This window comes from Cellulosilyticum sp. WCF-2, from assembly GCF_003990395.1.
Classification (GTDB): Bacteria; Bacillota; Clostridia; order Lachnospirales; family Cellulosilyticaceae; genus Cellulosilyticum; species Cellulosilyticum lentocellum.
The window spans coordinates 1,963,554-1,983,064 of record NZ_CP034675.1; the positions used below are offsets into that span (position 1 = coordinate 1,963,554).

14 protein-coding genes are annotated in these 19,511 nt (G+C 33.8%); 12 read left to right on the forward strand and 2 right to left on the reverse strand.

Annotated features, from left to right (window positions below; all coding sequences use genetic code 11):
* Nucleotides 1–22: 22 nt before the first annotated feature.
* The 3 genes from EKH84_RS08665 (at nt 23) to EKH84_RS08675 (ending at nt 3,426) form a co-directional block, all read left to right on the forward strand.
* Complete coding sequence (locus tag EKH84_RS08665; RefSeq protein WP_190283546.1) at nt 23–1,255, forward strand: M14 family zinc carboxypeptidase; 1,233 nt, start codon at nt 23–25, stop codon at nt 1,253–1,255.
* Nucleotides 1,256–1,349: 94 nt separating this feature from the next.
* Complete coding sequence (locus EKH84_RS08670) at nt 1,350–1,673, forward strand: rhodanese-like domain-containing protein (RefSeq protein WP_127065963.1); 324 nt, start codon at nt 1,350–1,352, stop codon at nt 1,671–1,673.
* A gap of 52 nt (nt 1,674–1,725) precedes the next feature.
* Nucleotides 1,726–3,426, forward strand: coding sequence for an FAD-dependent oxidoreductase (locus EKH84_RS08675; RefSeq protein WP_127065964.1), 1,701 nt, complete (start codon nt 1,726–1,728; stop codon nt 3,424–3,426).
* Between the two features lie 252 nt (nt 3,427–3,678).
* On the opposite strand, the gene EKH84_RS08680 is transcribed toward EKH84_RS08675, so the two are convergent.
* Nucleotides 3,679–5,283: an IS1182 family transposase gene (locus EKH84_RS08680; RefSeq protein WP_127064629.1), complete on the reverse strand. Its 1,605-nt coding sequence runs from the start codon at nt 5,281–5,283 to the stop codon at nt 3,679–3,681.
* A 113-nt stretch (nt 5,284–5,396) separates the two neighbouring features.
* Nucleotides 5,397–6,314, reverse strand: a complete 918-nt coding sequence (locus tag EKH84_RS08685; protein WP_127065965.1) for a copper amine oxidase N-terminal domain-containing protein — start codon at nt 6,312–6,314, stop codon at nt 5,397–5,399.
* A 441-nt stretch (nt 6,315–6,755) separates the two neighbouring features.
* On the opposite strand from EKH84_RS08685, the gene EKH84_RS08690 reads away from it, so the two are divergent.
* The 9 genes from EKH84_RS08690 (at nt 6,756) to EKH84_RS08730 (ending at nt 19,472) form a co-directional block, all read left to right on the forward strand.
* The gene (locus EKH84_RS08690) at nt 6,756–8,972 is read left to right on the forward strand and encodes a PTS transporter subunit IIABC (protein WP_127065966.1); all 2,217 of its coding nucleotides are present in this window, start codon (nt 6,756–6,758) and stop codon (nt 8,970–8,972) included.
* A 181-nt stretch (nt 8,973–9,153) separates the two neighbouring features.
* Entirely contained in the window at nt 9,154–9,474 is a 321-nt protein-coding gene (ppnP, locus tag EKH84_RS08695; protein ID WP_127065967.1) for a pyrimidine/purine nucleoside phosphorylase, read from the forward strand.
* A 293-nt stretch (nt 9,475–9,767) separates the two neighbouring features.
* Entirely contained in the window at nt 9,768–12,557 is a 2,790-nt protein-coding gene (locus EKH84_RS08700; RefSeq protein ID WP_127065968.1) for a calcium-translocating P-type ATPase, PMCA-type, read from the forward strand.
* Between the two features lie 360 nt (nt 12,558–12,917).
* On the forward strand, nt 12,918–15,251 hold the full coding sequence (locus EKH84_RS08705; protein WP_127065969.1) for a DUF3160 domain-containing protein: 2,334 nt from the start codon (nt 12,918–12,920) through the stop codon (nt 15,249–15,251).
* A complete protein-coding gene (locus EKH84_RS08710; RefSeq protein WP_127065970.1) occupies nt 15,241–16,143 on the forward strand; it encodes a hypothetical protein in 903 nt (300 codons plus the stop codon). The genes EKH84_RS08705 and EKH84_RS08710 overlap by 11 nt, the downstream gene beginning before the upstream one ends.
* A 131-nt stretch (nt 16,144–16,274) precedes the next feature.
* Complete coding sequence (locus EKH84_RS08715) at nt 16,275–17,249, forward strand: Gfo/Idh/MocA family protein (RefSeq protein ID WP_127065971.1); 975 nt, start codon at nt 16,275–16,277, stop codon at nt 17,247–17,249.
* A gap of 202 nt (nt 17,250–17,451) precedes the next feature.
* Nucleotides 17,452–17,676, forward strand: coding sequence for a His/Gly/Thr/Pro-type tRNA ligase C-terminal domain-containing protein (locus EKH84_RS08720; protein WP_127065972.1), 225 nt, complete (start codon nt 17,452–17,454; stop codon nt 17,674–17,676).
* Nucleotides 17,677–17,809: 133 nt separating this feature from the next.
* Nucleotides 17,810–18,490 (forward strand): lysoplasmalogenase, encoded by a 681-nt coding sequence (locus EKH84_RS08725; protein ID WP_127065973.1) that lies wholly within the window; start codon nt 17,810–17,812, stop codon nt 18,488–18,490.
* A 190-nt stretch (nt 18,491–18,680) separates the two neighbouring features.
* Complete coding sequence (locus tag EKH84_RS08730; protein ID WP_127065974.1) at nt 18,681–19,472, forward strand: RelA/SpoT domain-containing protein; 792 nt, start codon at nt 18,681–18,683, stop codon at nt 19,470–19,472.
* Nucleotides 19,473–19,511 lie beyond the last annotated feature (39 nt).

A 19,511-nucleotide genomic window follows, 5' to 3' on the forward strand; every position in this document is an offset into this window, starting at 1 on the left:
ATTGACTATGTGGGGGATAGTAATGAGAAGAAAAAAGTATAGGTTATGGCAAAGTTGTATGGTAATGCTTTTATTAATACAATCACTAAAGGGGAATCCATTAGATTTAAAAGCCATTTATTCGGAACAAATTACTACAGAAACGAATAAGGCACTAGATCAAATAGCACAGGATTATGAAGAAATAACCGAGATAATAACTATTGGATATTCTACAACTAAGCAAACTGAGATTAAAGCACTTAAATTAGGAAAAGGAGAAAAGAGTATTCTTATTAATGGGACGCATCATGGAAGAGAGGCTCTAACAACAGTGCTTATTTTAAATCAAATAAGCTATTTAGCAGAAGCGTACGTAGAGAAGCAAACAATCAATGGGCAAGATGTACGAACGGTGTTGAATACAGTATCTATTTGGTTTGTTCCCTTGGTGAACCCTGATGGTGCAACAATTGCTTTAAGTACTAGACCAGAATGGAAAGCGAATGGAAGAGGTGTAGATTTAAATCGTAATTATCCAACCCTCTATGCTACCATAGCCACTAAGCCTACACCGGGATCTAGCGGATATGCAGGGACAGAAGCTTTCTCTGAATTGGAAACACAAGCACTGAGAGATCTATGTAAAGTACAAGATTTCGAAGCAGCTATAGCTTATCATAGTGCTGGGGAAGTGATTTATTGGTGGTATCATCAGACAGGTGAGCTGTATAAACATTCTTTAGTAATAGGACGCATGCTTTCTCATGCAACACAGTATAGCTTAGTGCCTATTAGCCAATCAAGAGGAGGACGTGGATTTACAGATTGGTTTATTCAGAGTTTAAAGAAGCCTTCTTTTACCTTGGAAGTAGGAAAAAATGCAAATGGTAAAAGGCTTTCTTTAATGGAATACGACCAGATTTGGAAGGCTAATAAGGAGATACCATTTTTGTTAGCTAAAGAAATGATTAATTTAAACTCTCATGAGTGGCAAGTGACTATAAACGAAGAGCAAATAAAAGGAAAAATTATTTTGGGTAGAGGGGTAGTACCTGTTAAGGGAATCTGCCAAGCACTGAATTTGAATTATAGCTATATGCCAGAACAAAAACAAATTAGTTTAACAGGTGGGAACAATATTCTAAGCTTTAAACAGGGTGAAAAAATAGCATTATATAATGAAGAACCATTAGAAATAGTTGTGCCAGCACATATTCAAGAAGGAGAAATGTATCTTCCTTTAAAAAACATCTTAGAGCTTTTTTCTATGTGAGTTAGTTACATACAAAAAGAATAGAAATTCTTATAATAAGAATAGAATAACCGAAAAGGTTAAAAATATCATTTGATTATGAGGAGGAGATTATATGTTTTCCGTTTTTAATAGAAATAATAATAAAGAAACTATTTGGGCAGAAGATTTGGATGATATGTTAGATGATATCCATTTAATAGATATACGAGAAGGTTACGAACTGTTATCAGGTAAGGTAAAAACAGCTCAGCATATTCCAATGGGCAGTTTATTAAGTACACCTGAACGCTATTTGAATAAAGATGAAAAGTATTATATTATGTGTCAATCCGGTATGAGAAGTATGAGAACGGTTAAAGCACTTCAAGAAAAAGGCTATAACGTAGTGAATGTAAAAGGTGGTATGGCTGCTTATAAAGGAAGAAATAGAATTTAGGTAGAGTTTTATAATAAATTACCTATTAGAATAAGAAAAGGAAGTGAATGTTATGGGTAAAAAAATAGTCATTGTAGGTGGTGTAGCAGGAGGAGCTTCAGCAGCAGCTAGACTCAGAAGACATAGTGAAACGGATCAAATTATTATGTTTGAAAAGGGACCTCATGTATCATTTTCAAACTGTGCTTTACCGTATCATTTAAGCAGAACTGTCGAGCCAGCAGGTAAGCTGGTTTTAATGAATCCGGAAAAGTTTTTAAAGCAATATAATATTATAGCGAGGGTTAATGAAGAAGTTGTAGCTATCGATAGAACTAATAAGAAAGTTAAGGTTTATCAGCACTCAACAGGTAAAACTTATGAAGAAAGTTATGATAAATTGATTTTGTCACCAGGTGCTAAACCTATCGTTCCGCAGCTTGAGGGATTAGATACTATTCCTACTTTTACAGTAAGAAATGTAGCAGATATTATAAAACTCAGATCACATATAGAGCAAAATAAGGTCAAAACAATAACAGTTATTGGTGGTGGCTATATAGGTATTGAAGTAGCAGAAAATCTAAGAGAAGCAGGTTATGATATTACCTTAGTAGAAGGAGAAAAACAAATCTTACGCCCCTTTGATGAAGAGATGGTACAAGTTTTTCACAAGGTGCTTACGGACCATGGTGTTCAGCTTTTACTAGGTAGTCCTGTAAGTCACTTTGAAGCTAGAACAGTCATATTGGCTTCTGGAGAAAAGATACCAACAGAAATGGTAGTAATGGCAATAGGCGTTAGGCCTGAAAGTAAGTTAGCCCAGGAAGCTGGTTTAGAAATGAGTCCAACAGGTGCTATTGCAGTTAATGAGAGCTATCAAACCATAGATGATGATATTTATGCCATAGGAGATGCTATTGATGTCAATCATCTATTAACAGGTGAAAAAGCACGTTTAACTTTAGCAGGCCCTGCCCAAAAAGCAGCAAGGGCAGTAGCAGATAATATCAATGGCATAGAAATTAAAGCTAGCGCTTATATGGGGAGTTCAGCTATTAAGGTTTTTGAGTATAATGGAGCTTCTACAGGTCTAAATGAAAACATAATTAAAGCTCAAAAGTTAGGGCTTCATTATGATAAAGTTCACTTTATTTTAAATGATAAAGTAGGCATTATGCCAGACAGCAATCCACTTCACTTTAAACTTCTTTTTGAAGTGCCAACAGGTAGAATATTAGGTGCACAGGCTATTGGAAAAGGGGACGTAGATAAGCGAATTGATGTGATTGCCACAGCTATGAAGTTTAATGCCACAGTTTATGATTTAAAGGATTTAGAGCTTTGTTATGCACCACCTTTTGGAACAGCAAAAGATATTGTGAATTATGCAGGATATATTGCTAGTAATTTATTAGCAGGTGACTTTAAACAGGTAACAGTAGATCAAGTAAGACCACTGCTAGAACAAAATCAAATCTTTATCGATGTGAGAGAAGTAGGTGAATATGAAAGAGGTCATCTTGAAAAAGCTAAAAATATACCACTGAGTGAACTAAGACAACGAACTCAAGAAATTCCTAAAGACAAGCCAGTTTATATTCATTGCCGTACAGGCCAAAGAAGCTACAATGCAGTATTAGCACTGCAAAACCTAGGTTATACTAATGTAGTTAATGTAACAGGGGGCTTTCTAGGACTAAGCTTTTATGAGTATTTTAAGGATCAAGTAGAGCAAAGAAAACCCATTATGACAGCTTATAATTTTAACTAAATAGAAATATAATATGATAAAAGAGTATTCATTTTATTCGGTTATTAAAGCATACAGGTACAAGGCTATTGGAGGCAGTAGAATTCTTATAGTACTTAAATCATAATACCCCAAAAAAGGGAGTGTCGCGAAACTATAAAATAGTTTCGTGGCACTCTTTTTTATGTATATAACTGGAATTTTATATCTATGTACATGAATATTTCTTATTTTAGCGCATCTTAATAAACCTACAATTATTACTTCTAAAATTTAGGCTGTTTTTAATGGATATAGATGCTTTTCACATCGTTCATTTTGAATTTTCGAGTGAAGTTTTCTGATGTTATAGGCAAAACATAAGAGCATAAACTCAGTTTTGACGTTATTTTTACCACGTCTTAAAAATCTAGTGAAATTATGATCCCACTTGAGTACACCAAAGGCCCCTTCAACTTGAATAGAACGATTCATTCTTAGTGCAATACCCACATCTGATTTTATATTTTCATATGAAATAGCTCGTTTTTCCACAAACTTTTTAGATACTTGTAACCGTCTATTTCCTTTTGCTTTTGTGCATTTTTCTTTACATCTACAACCAGTGCAGTCTTTACACTCATAAGTTGTTATTTCTGATACATAGCCATTCGTCGAAGTTTTGTGAATAACACCTTGTGCTTTTAACTGTTTGTTTGCAGCACAAATATAATAATCTCCATCTTCAATGTATCTCATGTTTTCTCGTTTACTTATATCATTCTTAAAGCTTTTCTTTTTCCACTTTTCATACATCAAAGGTTTGATATAAGGCTCTTGATGATTTGCTTCAAGATAAAGATAGTTTTCTTCGCTTTCATAACCTGCATCTGCAATAATATTTTTGTAGCGAACATCTAAATGACTGTGGAGATTTTCTAGAAAAGTAATTAATGTTGCAACATCACTACGATCAGCATAAATATCCAGGCCGATAATATACTCACTTTCAACACCAATCTGAACGTTATAACCAGGTTTGAGTTGTGCATTTCTCATATGGTCATCTTTCATATGCATAAAAGTCGCATCTGTATCTGTTTTTGAATAGCTATTTCTGCCTTTAAACAGTGCGTTGCAGCTATCATACTTTTCTTGTCTCTCTAAAAATGATTGAGCTTGTTCGGTAAGTTTTTGTAAAAGGGTTTTTCTTTTGCCTATGCCGTGAACAAAGTTAATGCCTTCATCAGATTGTTTTGTTTTTAGAAATGATAATGCTTTAGATAAGGATGTCGCTACATTTTTAGGATCAAATGCTATATCTACCAAGTAATTAGCATTTATTTGATTAAAAAGGTCTACTATTTTAACATGCATTTTATCTTCGTTTTTGCGAATGACTTTTTTCCATACAAAAGTATATTTATTAGCATTAGCTTCAATCTTTGTGCCATCTATAAAAAGATGTTCAAAATTTATCTCATGAATATCGTGTAAAAGGAGAGTCATTTGATAAAAAAGATCTTCCAAACAATCACTTAAGTAATCTTTGATAAATCTAGCGATGTTAGAATGATCTAATGCAGGATAGCCTTGTAAAAGCCACTTAAAGTTAATATCTCTTTTACATGCTTTTTCAATTTCACGTGTGGAATAAATGCCTTCCATAAAGGCATAAACGATTACTTTAAAGAGAATTCTAGGTTCGACACCGGGTTTTCTCCCTTTGTGAGAGTAAGCCTGATATAGTTTTGTATAATTTAATTCCTCCAGTATGTGGCTAAGGAGTCGAACAGAATCATCTGGTGCAATCGCAGTTTCAAAATCTATAGGGAGGGGGAGTTGATAAGCTCCTCTAAGTTCAGTATACTGTTTGTGTTGTTTTACAATGTTACACATAAACTTAGTATAACAACAGAGGCAGGGGATTATCCCCTGCCTTATAATTTTATATAAAAGTAGGGACTGCCGTGCAACTAATCTAATTGATTAATTGCGCGACAGCCCCTTTTTTACCAAATTTCCGTATCATAACTTGTAAACCATGTAAATAACCCTTTTTTACTACCTGCATAAGTAAGATCTTTATCAGGCATATAATTCATCCAAGTACAAGCAAAACTTGTAATAAGTTTTTGTTTTGTATCAGTTGTTTCGTAGTGAGATAGATCGTAATATCCCCAAAACTTTGCTTCAGGATAAGTAGTTATTAATTCTAAAGCAAGCTGCCCCATATGACTTTGTAGTTGTTTTTTTACATATACGGCTGTATCTGGAGCTGTAAGTGTTAAGTTTTTTAAGTGTGCTATATCTTGTTCTGAAAGCTTGGCGGCTATTTCAAAATCACAAGGATAGTATTTAAGCTTATTTTCATTAACTGTGAGGCTGAAAGTGAGAGGAATGTCACCAGCTACAGTTTGGCAGATACCATATTTATTGGTTAAATCGTTTTGGATGATAAGCTTTGTTTCTTCAGTAAATTGAGGGCTTCCAGGTTGCACAGTTGTAGTAGGTGAGTTGATATCAATGACACCACTAGCATAATTGATATTGCAACCTAATCCTTCAGAAATAGCACGCAAGGGAACCATAGTAGTGCTATTAATTTGAATAGGTGCTAGGGCTAAGGTGATTTGTGTTTCTGAATTAGAAGCGAAGTCTAATTTAGTCATTTCTAAGGATCCCATGCTTAATTGTAAATTAGCCAGGTCACTATAAATGGTAATGGTATTAGTAGCAGGGGACCATTCCACGAAGGCTCCTAATTCTTCACTAATGATACGAAGAGGTACTAAGGTTGTACCATTTTGTGTAATAGGTGCTACTTTACTTTGAATTTCTTTTCCATTAACTTGAATTTTAATAGGAGTAGCCAAAATTGTAGTTGCGGATAATAAGGTAGTTATAAAAAATACCCCTAATTTTTTCATAATGATAGTCTCCTTTAGCTTAATAAGATAACAGGTCTTATGTAGTTAACCTTAAGTTAAATCAAGGTAAAAATATTATACAATATAGGAAAAGTAAAAACAAATAATGAAGGATTTCGTCTTTTAAATGTAATATTTCACATCTTTATTAAGTAAAAAATAGGCTTATAAAAAAGTAAGTTTGCATTAGAAAAAACAAACAGGTAAAGTGAAAAAATAAGCAATATTGCTAAATAAAAAATAAAAATCAAATAATATTATATGTACATAACATACTAAAATATAAAACAAACAATGTATAAATTGCACTATATAATGTTTAAATAGATAAAAATAGTTGACATAATCGAAGCTAATGATAAAATTAATAGGTAAAAATAAAAATAAGCATGTGCAAAGTGACCATGAAAACGGTTACTTAGCAAAAGTAAGGAGACAAACATGAAAAATAAAGGTATAAGTAAAGTTTTCGGCCTTTTACAACGTGTAGGTAAGGCATTCATGTTACCGATTGCACTTTTACCAGCAGCAGGGATCTTACTTGGTGTAGGTGGTGCGTTACTTAACGTAGCATCTCTTGAAAATCCACCAGCTATTTATCAAGGTCTTATTAGCTTTGTTAATATAGAAGCTGTAACAGCTATATTAACAGTTATGCAAAAAGTAGGTGGAGCAGTATTTGACAATTTACCATTGTTATTTGCGATTGGTATTGCTGTAGGATTAGCTAAGTCAGATAAAGGAACAGCTGGTCTTGCAGGAGCTGTTGGTTTCTTAATTATGAATACAGCTGTTTCAACTATGTTATCTTTAGGGGTAACACCATTAGGTGTGTTAACTCCAGACAATATACCAGCAGAGTATAGCTCATATGTAACAACAACACTTGGTATATTTACACTTAATCTTTCTGTATTTGGTGGTATGATTGCAGGTATTATTGCATCGACGCTACATAACAAATATCATAAGATTCAATTACCACAAGTTCTAGGCTTCTTTGGTGGTTCTAGATTTGTTCCAATTGTAACTTCAGTAGTCATGTTATTCGTTGGTGTACTTTTATCATTTGTATGGCCAGTCGTTCAAAATGGTATTGCAGTTATTGCAGATCTTGTTAATAATTCAGGTGCCATGGGAACATTCCTATATGGAACAATTGAACGAAGCCTTATTCCAGTAGGTCTTCATCATGTATTCTATACACCATTCTGGTATACAGGATTCGTGGAAGGTACAGTGCATCTTGCAGACGGTACAACAATGTTAGTTAATGGTGCAAACACAGCATACTTTGCACAACTTTCTAATATGTCAGGTTTAGTGGGTGCAGATGCAGCAACTATGGCTGAAGTTGTAAAAGGTACTTCACGTTTCATGGCTGGTAAATTCCCATTCATGATGTTCGGTCTTAGTGGTGCAGCTTTAGCAATGTACAAAAATGCCCTTCCTTCTAAGAAAAAATTAGTGGGTGGTTTACTTTTATCAGGTGCATTAACAGCAATGATTACAGGGATTACAGAACCTCTTGAGTTCACTTTCTTATTCGTAGCACCAGTATTATATGCAGCTCATGCTGTTTTAGCAGGTTTATCATTCATGTTAATGGATATCTTTAATGTATTTGTGGGTATGACTTTCTCTGGTGGTCTTATTGACTTTACACTATTTGGACTTCTTCCAGCAGGAGCAGGTGTACCAACTAACTGGATATACATTGTATTAGTAGGTCTTGTATTCTTTGTTCTTTACTATGTAGTATTTAACTTCTGTATTAAGAAATTCAATCTTAAAACACCTGGTCGCGAAGAAGATGAAGAAGATGGGAATACAGCATCAGGAGATCAAAAAGGAATTGCTCTTGCGATTCAAGTACTTGAATACTTAGGTGGCAAGGAAAATATTACAAACTTAGATGCATGTATCACACGTCTTCGTGTAGGTCTTAGTGACATTAAGAAGGTAAATAAAGCAGCACTTAGAAGTTTAGGTGCGGCAGGTGTCATGGAAGTTGGAGACAATGTTCAAGTTATCTTTGGTGGAAAATCAGATGTTATCAAAAATGATATTCTAGATATTATTGAAGGTAAAGTAAGTGCTGAAGCACTTGCAGCAGCAAAAGAAGCTATAGCTACTAAAGAAGATGAAAAAGTAGAAACAAAAGCAGAAGTAAAAGAAAAAACACAAGGAACTAGTGCTTCAGTGGAAATTAAAATGCCATTAACAGGGCGTTTAATGCCTATTACAGAAGTACCGGATCCAGTATTTGCAGAAAAAATGATGGGCGATGGTTTTGCCATTGAACCAACAGATGGAAAAGTTTACTCACCAGTGAGTGGTAAAGTGACAAACGTATTTCCAACAAAACATGCAGCTACTTTTGAGACAGAAACAGGTCATGAGGTACTTATTCACTTTGGATTAGATACTGTAAAATTAGGCGGTGAAGGCTTCGAGTCTCATATCGAACAAGGGCAAGAAGTAAAGGCTGGTGACTTGATTTTAACAGTAGACCTTGAAAATGTTAAGGCAAAAGTACCATCTGTTATTACACCAATTGTTTTCCCAAATCTTAAAGAGAATGAAATAGTTGAGATTGTAAAAATAGGTGATGTAGAAGCAGGTGCCAAAGAAGCTGTTGTAATTAAACAAATATAGAATCAAGTACAAAAAGAGCTGTTATGCATAAAGCGTAGCAGCTTTTTTTGTGGCTGTAAAAAGGCTTAAAGTCATGGATAAAGAAACTACCTATAATTGAGTAAGGAAAATATTAGATTGAAAAAATGATAATAATAATTTAGAATAGCCTTATTATTTTAAATAACTAAGGAGATTCAAGATGAGCCAATTTGAAAATACAACTATTATTAAGAAAGCAAATGTTTATTTCAAAGGGAGAGTGACAAGCCGTACCGTTATTTTATCCAATGGAGAGAGAAAGACATTAGGTATAATGCTTCCAGGTAACTACACTTTTTCTACAGGCGATAAAGAAATCATGGAGGTTTTAGGTGGCTCTATGGATGTGAAATTACCAAATAGTGATTGTTTTGTTACCTATGGAGAAGGTACTAGCTTTGAAGTTGAGAAAAATAGTAGTTTTGATCTTATTATTAAAGAAGTAAGCGACTATTGTTGTTCTTATGTAAAAGAAAGCTGAGATAACGAATATTTGAACATAAATAGACAAATAATAAAAAGTTGTTGCGAATGAATTTGACTAATGCTATAATAAAGGAAATTTATAGCGTATTCCATAAGGGAGTAGTCGGCACTGAATGTGTGATTAAATCAACATCATGAATTTTATTCTGGTTTAATCTTGAATGGCGAGACTTATATACTTCAAAAAGTGTATAAGTCTCGCCATTTTCATTATAACTTTATAAGAATAAGCTATAAATATAGAAGTATCTAAAAATTCAATGGATTAAAAGGAGTGAGCACAAACAAATGAAATACTTCAATGAAACATCAGAAAGAGTATTAGAAGAGCTCAAGGTAGACTCGGAGCATGGGCTTGCCAGTGGGGAAGCCAGAGCGCGCCAAGAAAAATATGGCAAAAATGAATTTACTCCAGGGGAAGAAGAAACACTATGGGATAATATTAAAGATAGTTTGACAGAACCTATGATTATTATCTTGCTTGTAGCAGCTGCTATAAGTGCCCTTGTAGGAGAATTTGCAGATACTATTGGTATCGTAGTGGCTGTAGCTTTGGGTATTACAATTGGTATTGTAACAGAAGGTAAATCTAAAAAAGCAGCTAAAGCGCTTTCTAAACTAACTGAAGACATTCAAGTAAAAGTAGTTAGAGATGGTAAAGTCACCACTATTTTAAAATCAGATATTGTACCAGGTGATATTGTTCATATTACAACAGGGGACATGATTCCAGCTGATGGGCGTATGATTGAAAATGTTAACTTAAAAGTAAGAGAAGATATGTTAACAGGTGAAGCCGACGATGTTAGTAAAAAAGCAGACCTTGTAGTAGAACTTGAAAGTATTCAAAATAATAAAGGTGAAACCATTATTCAAGATCCAGTGCCAGCTAAACAAAGAAACATGGTATTTGGTGGTACTTTCGTAGCACAAGGTACAGGGAGCTTTGTTGTAACCTCTATTGGTGATGATACTGAGATGGGACGTATTGCACAAAACCTTAATGAAGATGCAGGTGAAACACCACTTCAAATTAAGCTTGGTAATTTAGGGACTACGATTTCTAAGGTGTCAAGTGCAATTGCTGGTCTACTCTTCATCTTCATGACTGTAAGAATGATTATGGATGGTTCAGTGCAACCTGATACTTCAAGCATTACCGGTTTCTTAAGTTCAGTAGATGGTATTAAAACAGCCTTCATTGTATGTATTGCTCTTATTGTAGCAGCTGTACCAGAAGGTTTACCAACGATGATTAATATGACACTTGCTATTACTATGCAAAAGATGGCTAAGATTAATGCATTAGTAACTAAAAAAGAAGCTTGTGAAACAATAGGTTCTATTTCTGTTATTTGTTCAGATAAAACAGGTACACTTACACAAAACCGAATGACAGTAGAAACAGTGTATGTGGGTGGTTCTTATGTAACAGAGCCTCCAAAAGGAACACCATGTTTATTTGACCTTAACTGCTTATTAAATGGAACAGCTGATATTGAGCAAGATGGTAAAGAATTTAAATACTTAGGTAGTGCTACAGAGTGTGCGCTTCTTTTATATTATCGTGATAGAGACTACCGTGAAGAAAGAAAAAATGCACATATTCACTCACAAATACCTTTTGATTCTAAGCTTAAACGTATGTCTACCGTTATTAAGCATGAAGGTAAAAGTGCAGTACTTGTAAAAGGTGCACCAGAAGTACTTCTTGAGTCTTGTGCTTTTGTTCAAGAAGGGACAGAAATTGTACCACTTACAGAAGAAAAGAAAAAAGCATTATTAGCTGGAATTGAAAAATTACAAGTAAAAGCTATGCGTGCCCTTGGTTTTGCTTTTAAATATTTAACAGAGGAAGAAGTAAGCAGAGCTATTGCAGAAGATGGTACCATTAATGAACCAAAATTATTGGAAGAGCAGTTAGTATTCAATGCCTTTGTAGGTATTCGTGATCCACTTAGAGAGGATGTTATTGAAGCTGTTAAAACAGCAGCTAAAGCAGGAATTACAACTAAAATGCTTACAGGTGATAATATCAATACAGCAAAAGCTATTGGTGCAGAGCTTGGTCTCTTAGAAGGTGGCAAAATTGCCGTTGAATCTTCTTATATTGATACTTTAACAGATGAAGAATTACGTGAAGAAATTAAAAATATTAATATAGTAGCACGTTCTAAACCAGATACCAAAATGAGAATTGTAACAGCGCTTCAAGAAAATGGAGAAGTTGTTGGTGTAACGGGTGATGGTATTAATGATGCACCAGCACTTCATAAAGCAGACGTAGGTATTGCTATGGGTATTGCTGGTACTGAAGTAAGTAAAAATGCTGCAGATATTATTTTAACAGATGATAGCTTTAGCACGATTGTAAGAGGAATACAATGGGGACGTGGTATTTATGAAAACTTCCAACGTTTTATTCAGTTCCAGCTTACAGTTAACGTTGTTGCATTCCTAATTGCCGTTATATCTCAAATCTTAGATCAACCAATGCCATTTACAACGATTCAACTTTTATGGGTAAATATTATCATGGATGGACCTCCTGCATTAGCATTAGGGCTAGAGCCAGTAAGACGTTCTGTTCTTAGCAGAAAACCAGTTAACAGAAACAGTAGTATTATTACCAAGACCATGCTTAAGTCAATTATTACTAATGCAGTCATCATCTCTGCTATTATCTTAGTTCAAATGATCTTTAATCCATTAGGAGCAGATACAACAGTAATGCCTAATGGTGCATCTGAAATGGAAACAGTATTATTTGGTCTTTTTGCATTCTTTGCATTGTTTAATGCTTTTAACTGTAGGGAAATTGGTTCAGGAAGTATTATACCTCATTTCTTTGCAAATACAATTGCATTAAAAGTAATTAGTATTACAGCAGTAGCGCAATTAATCTTCACACAAGTATTTACAGATTTCTTTAATGCTGTACCACTAAGTGCTGTAATGTGGGGCAAGGTTATTTTAACAGCAGCACTTATAGTAGTAATCAATGAAATTGGTAAAGCTGTGATTAGAGTTTTCTCTTCAAATAAAAAAGAGAAAGAAGTAGCTAAAGTAAACGCATAAAAGAATTAATAAAAGAACTAATGAAAGAAAAGTGCTAGTGTAACCAATAGGGTTCCTAGCACTTTTTGTCTTTTATCTTCGTATAAAAGAGACAAAAATGGATATCCTCTAGATGAGGTGAAAAAGGATGATTGTAGTGCAATGGGACTTAAACAAAGTATCAAAGGAATGGTTAGAAGCTAGAGGGTGGAAGTATATTAAACATGTGACTGAAAATTGGGTAGAGATGCGATTAGGATAAGTAAATATTTATTTCAATATTATGAATGAATTCTCGTATAAATGTAATAAAAAATTAACACAAATTATTTGAAGATTTGTTATAATTAATTATCATGCATTTTATGAGGAGGTATTTTTATGAAAAGGCGCTGGCTTTTGCGGATAGGAGCTATAGTTTTAACAAGTATACAGCTTCTATCCCTATTAGGTTGCACTAGGGAGGAACCTCAAACGTTTTCGGAGCTAGTTAACTCCAGTACGAGTAACAAAGAGGCTTTGAAGGTAACGGAAACAGGTTCAATTATGCAGCTTTCAGCTTTACCAGAGAAATACATAGCGGATTACAATTATAAAGATATTACGTGTGTACCACAGGTGGAACAAATGCCTGTAGCAGATGATTTTTCTAATGTCATCAACTTTGATCAATTTGAAGGCTTTACCTCTAATCAATTACAAATGCTTAAAGAAAATGGCTTTGTAGTGATGCAGCCTCAGGCTGAATATCCATACTTAAAATTGCATCAAGTGTATGAAGCAGGACAGTATACCAAGACACCCTTATTTATTACAACTGATGCGGTACTTAACTTATATCATATTTTTTATAGCGAAAGTCTAAAGGGGTTAGAAGCTTCTGAGCTTAATGAGGAACTTAATCGATTTACCGGTATTATGCTCAAAGAAAGTTTGGCTGCATATGAGAATCCGGAGAATGCTAGTATTAAGAAACAGCTTTTGAGGATTACAGCTTGCTATGGAGTAGCTAATAAGCTTTTGGGAGAAAATACCAAGCTTCCCGATGAAGTACAAAGTCTTGTACATGAAGAAGTAAATTTAATAAATACAGCTAAAGAACTAACTACTTCTCCTATTACAGGTAAAAAGTTGGATTATACCCAGTATACAGTAAGAGGTCATTATACAAATACAGAGAGATTAACTCGTTATTTTAAAGCAATGATGTGGTATGGGCAAGCAGGCTTTGAAATGATTGACAGTAATAGAAAATTTAATTTAGAAAACACCCAACTTTCTTTAATGATGAGTTTACTTATTCTTAATTCAAAAGAAGCTACTGCAAGTTGGGACCGTATTTATACGGCAACTTCTATTTATGTAGGGGCAGCTGATGATTTAACCTTATACGATATACAGCCAGTTATCAAAAAGGTGTATGGTGAAAAGGTGGGTCTACTGAGTTTTATGGATTCATCAAAGGAAACTTCATTAAGAAAAGAAATAGAAGGTCTAAGGACCCCTGAGATCCAAAATAAATTAGTAATAACTCAGGGAGTAGCTACAGGGATGCAGTTCCGTGTTATGGGGCAACGTTATACCATAGATGCTGATATTATGCAAAATTTAATGGAGCCACTTTTAAGACCTGTACCTTCAGGTTTAGATGTGACAGCAGCATTAGGTAGTGAACGTTCTGAAGAATTAGTATTAAAATACTATAAGCCAAATGAAAAATGGGAGAATTATTTACCTACTCTAAAGAACCTACAAGACAGATGTAAAGTACTTTCAAACAAAGCATGGGAAGCAAACTTATATTCAGGATGGGTATGGGCGATTTCCTCTGCTACAAAGTCTTTTGAAAAGATAGAAGGTATGCCGTGCTTTATGAGGAATGAAGCGTGGACTGATAAGAGTATTCATACGGCTTTAGGTAGCTACGCTGAGTTAAAGCATGATACAGTCCTTTATTCAAAACAACCTGTAGCAGAAATGGGTGGACCACCAGAGAATATGCCTTATATTTATGTAGAACCCAATATTGAAGTTTATGCTAAGCTTTTAAGTCTTACAGAAAATACAATGACTAGCTTATCTTCAAGAAATCTCTTAAGAGATGAGACGAAAGAAGTTCTTGAACGTATCCAGAAAGATTTAAAAATTATTTTAAGTTGTTCCCAAAAAGAATTAACAAATGAAACCTTTACAGCTGAAGAATATGATCGTTTAAGTTCTTTTGGAGGTATGGTAGATTCAGTAAGTACTCAGCTAGCAAGTATGAATATGTCTATTGATGCAGCTACTACTGAGAATTATACATCTGCTGTGATTTCTGATGTAGCTACAATTCTAGATGCCGGAAATTATCTAGAATTAGGTTCGGGTTTGCCTTATGAAATTTATGTTATTTGTCCTTATAAAGGAAAACTCTTTTTAGCACAAGGAGCTACCTTTAGTTACTATGAATTCCTATCAGATACAAGATTAACAGATGAAGAGTGGCATAAGTTATTAGGAATTGAAAAAAGCATTAACAAGGAATATGGCTTTGAAAGTATTACAATGACTACCCCAACAGAAGGACTTAAAGATTTAGTACCTGAATGGACAAAATCTTTTGTATCTACAGAGCCTAACAAGGTAACGACTACCAGTGTAGAAGTCATTTGGGATGATGCTATGTTACCTGATAATCCAACACCAGGACCAGATGGGTTATATGATTATTAAGCTACATAAGAAAAAACAGTTAAGTAAAAAACAGTTAAGTAAAAAACAGTTAAGTAAAAAACAGTTAAGTAAAAAACAGATGGTAAGCTGTTTGATGATAGGAATCATTTTAGTGGTAACGATTGGGCTTATTGTAAAGAGTCTTACAATAAAAGAGATATTAAAAACCGGAGTAGTGGATATAGAAGGTCAGGGTTATACACTTACTTTGAAAAATCATCAGTTGTATGTAGAAAATTCAACGACTAAAGTTATAAGCACTTTGCTAGAAGAGCCTTTGTTAGATATGACCTGCTACGATATGAATCAAGATGGAAAAAAAGAACTTTTAGTATTAACTCTGAATAAGGAGTCTTTTAAGGTTAAGGGGAGAAGTTTTGGAAGAGAGTTGCAGTTTTATACATTAGAGGTAGAGAATGAACTATTAACTCCGTATTTAATTTACAAAAATGATATAAGTAGTGTAAATCCTTTTAGTTTAAGAGCAGGCAAATTAGAACCAGGTGAGGCGTATACGAACATATTTGTAGGTGTTTATAAAAATACAAAATATTATAAAGAAGTAATGAATAGGCCGTTTTTCTTTTCATGGAATGGTGAGTTTATAGAACGTAAGTGGACTGGTTCTTATTTATCTCATAATGAATTAATGGATTTAGTGTTCATTGATCTAACAGGAGATGGTGCTGATGAAGTTGCGGTTTTAGAAAAAACACCAGCAGGGACCTATCAAGTTTCTTTATATAAGTGGCTTAATTTTGGCTTTGATTATTTAACGACTAGCAAACAGACTTATCCTCAGCTAGGCTGTTTAAAGTTAGAAAAAAAGGGTGAGCAAAGTAAAATAAAGCTTCAATATTCTAATGGAGCTGAGGAAGAGGTAGATTTTTAATCTATCTCTTCTTTTGCGTAAAAAAGAAATATATAATCTTTAGGATATTGTTTAACAGATAAAAAGACGATATAGTAAAAACAGGGTGACACCCAAAACGGTAATAAAGACACAGGAAAAGAGGGATTGAGATGAAGATTGCTATTTTAGGGGCAGGGAATATTGCAAGTGTTATGGCTAAAACAATAGGTCAAATGGAAGAGGCAAGCTGTTATGCAGTAGCAGCCAGAAATTATACACGTGCCAAAGAGTTTGCGGAGGAATATGGCTTTAAAAAAGCTTATGGTTCCTATGAAGAAATGGTACAAGATCAAGAAGTAGAACTTGTTTATATTGCTACACCTCATTCACACCACTATGAGCATGCTAAGCTTTGTTTAGAACATGGCAAGCATGTATTATGTGAAAAGGCTTTTACAGTTAATGAAAAAGAAGCTAGGGCGCTTATAAGTCTAGCAAGAGAAAAGAAGCTACTTTTAGCAGAAGCTATTTGGACCAGATATATGCCATCTAGAAAACGTATTAATGAAGTATTAGCAAGTGGCATCATTGGAACACCACATACACTTACTGCTAATTTAGGTTATGTCATTGCAGATAAACCAAGAATTATTGAACCAAGCTTAGCAGGTGGTGCTTTATTAGATATTGGTATTTATCCTATAAACTTTGCACTAATGGCCTTTGGTGATGACATAGAAAGTATAAGTTCAGCAGTAGTTTTATCAAATACAGGTGTCGATTTGCAAAATAGTATTACTTTTAAATACAAGGATGGTAAAATGGCTATTTTAAATAGTACAACTTTAGCCTTGACCAATCGAGAGGGTATTATTTCTGGAGATAAAGGTTATATGGTAGTCGAAAATATCAATAACTGTGAACGTATCCGCATTTTTTCTCATGATCGAAAAGAAATTGAGAACTTTATTATGCCAAAACAAATTTCAGGCTATGAATATGAGGTAAGAGCTTGTATTAAAGCAATTAAAGAAGGCAAGCTAGAATGTGAAGAAATGCCACATATAGATACACTACGTGTATTAGAAATTATGGATCAGCTTAGAAAAGAATGGGGTGTTTCCTATCCTCAAGAAGAATGTTAAAATAATACATTTGGTAGATACAGGTCTATTTTGCGTTAGGCTTGTATCTGCAGTGAAGATGGAAAATTCATAATTTCTACCCCTATGAAAGGGACATCAAAGCACTTAGGTAAAAGCCTAGGTGCTTTTTTAATAAAAATATTGAATATAAGGAGAGAAAGGTTATGAAAAATAAAATTAATCATCTATTTTACCAGACTTTATGGAGCTTACTCCAAAGAATCAACTAATTTTTAATGAAATGATACGTAAATTCATTAAGGTAGTAGAAATTTATTTAGAAGAGGGAAATCTTAAAAAACAGCTTAATTATGCGAACGTACAGGGGATGCCGTATGTGGTTATTATAGGTGAAGATGAAGTAAGTACAGGAGAAATGGTGGTAAAGAATATGACAACAGGGGAACAAAACAAGCAAATGATGTAAAGATGTTTATAGATGTAAAGAACTTTAGAAAAGTATAGCATATCGTTGAATGAATTTTACCTACTGTGCATAGAAATTGATATAGAAATAATAGGCTAGTATAAAAAGTTTTATTATCAAATGGGGGATATTTATGCATTATATTTTATTTTGTACCATGATTATATCATTAGGTGGACTCATTATATCCACTTATATGGGAACTGTACTTTGTAGAAGAATTTTTAAGGTACTTACGAGTTTATTATTTATAGGCACAGCAATGGTAAGTAGTAAAAGAAACTTGGATCATAAAGTATATCACTATTGGATAATAGGTGGTCTTGTACTTTCAACGTTTGGAGATGTATTTTTGGCCTTTTCTGGGAGAAACTATTTTTTATTAGGAGTAGCTTGTTTTATTGTAGCTCATATATGCTATATCATAGCATTTTCTTGTTTGAGAGGAATAAGCAAAGAAGATTTTTTGTGCTTTGGAATCCTACTTATACCTTTGATAATGATCCTATTGATAGGTAAATTTGAATTTAAAGGAATGTTGCCATTGGTAATGGGTTATATGTTTATTATAGGATTTATGGTAGTAAAAGCTATTTCTCTTAAGCGATATTATAAAGATAGTAAAGTGGCTGTTACATTAACAATAGTGGGAGCTTTATTATTTTTAATTTCTGATGGTATTTTATTATTTAAGATATTTGGAGTAGAGGGGCTTCGATATGGGGATTTCTTAAATTCATTAACCTACTATGTTGGTCAAGAATTATTGGCTATTAGCTTGGCGTGGCCAATTGCTATTAGGGAAGAGCGTTAAAATGTGTATCTATTCACTTTTAGAGAAAATCAATAGATATCAATGACAAATGAGCTCTAAACTATTTGATTAAGATGAGTTGATAAGTATATAATATAAGTAATAGTAGAAAAAGTATAACCACTGTAAGGATCAACAAAAAGAGGATATACTATGGCTTACATAACTTAAGATGATAAGGAGTATAACCATGATAACAGATTTTAATCTAGATGAATTTTTACTGAAGTATCCTTATACTTTGAAATTGATTGAAGAGAATAAAATAGATATAGCCACTCTATCGTCTATTTATGAAGATTATATTACTCATATGGATGCTTATCAGAATCATGGTGATTTTATTGCTAATATTCTTCGCTCCCAAGAAAGTATTCATACGGTTAAATCAAGAATGAAAGAACCTGATAGACTGATTGAAAAAGTGATTAGAAAAGTGGCAGACAGGAAGCTGAAGTATGGAGAAGAATTTCAGTTTACAGTAGAGAATTACAAAGACGAAATTAATGATTTGATAGGTATAAGAGTTATTCATATCTTCAAGGAACAGTGGCAGGAAATTCATGAATACATCGTTAGTACTTGGAATGTCATTGAAATTACTGCCAATGTAAGAGAGGGAGACAATGTGGATGTCTTTAAAAACCTCGATATAGAAGTAAGGTCAAGAGCCTCGGGATATAGGTCGGTACATTATCTAGTGGAGTTCTACCCAACCAATCAAAGAGTGATTGCAGAAATTCAAGTAAGAACTATTTTTGAGGAGGGGTATGGAGAAATTGACCATAGATTACGATATTCTCATATAGAAATTCCGGAGATTCTTAAATCCAACTTACTTTTGTTTAATCGTATTATAGGCAGTGCAGATGAAATGGCCTCTCTTATTAATATACTTAGTAAAGAGTGGTGTGAGAAGGAAGTCGCTTATCAAAGAATTATAGAAGAACAGAGACTAGAGATTGAAAGATTAAAGAAATAGAGTAGTTAATAGATAAATAGGTTGTTATGAGAACTGTTG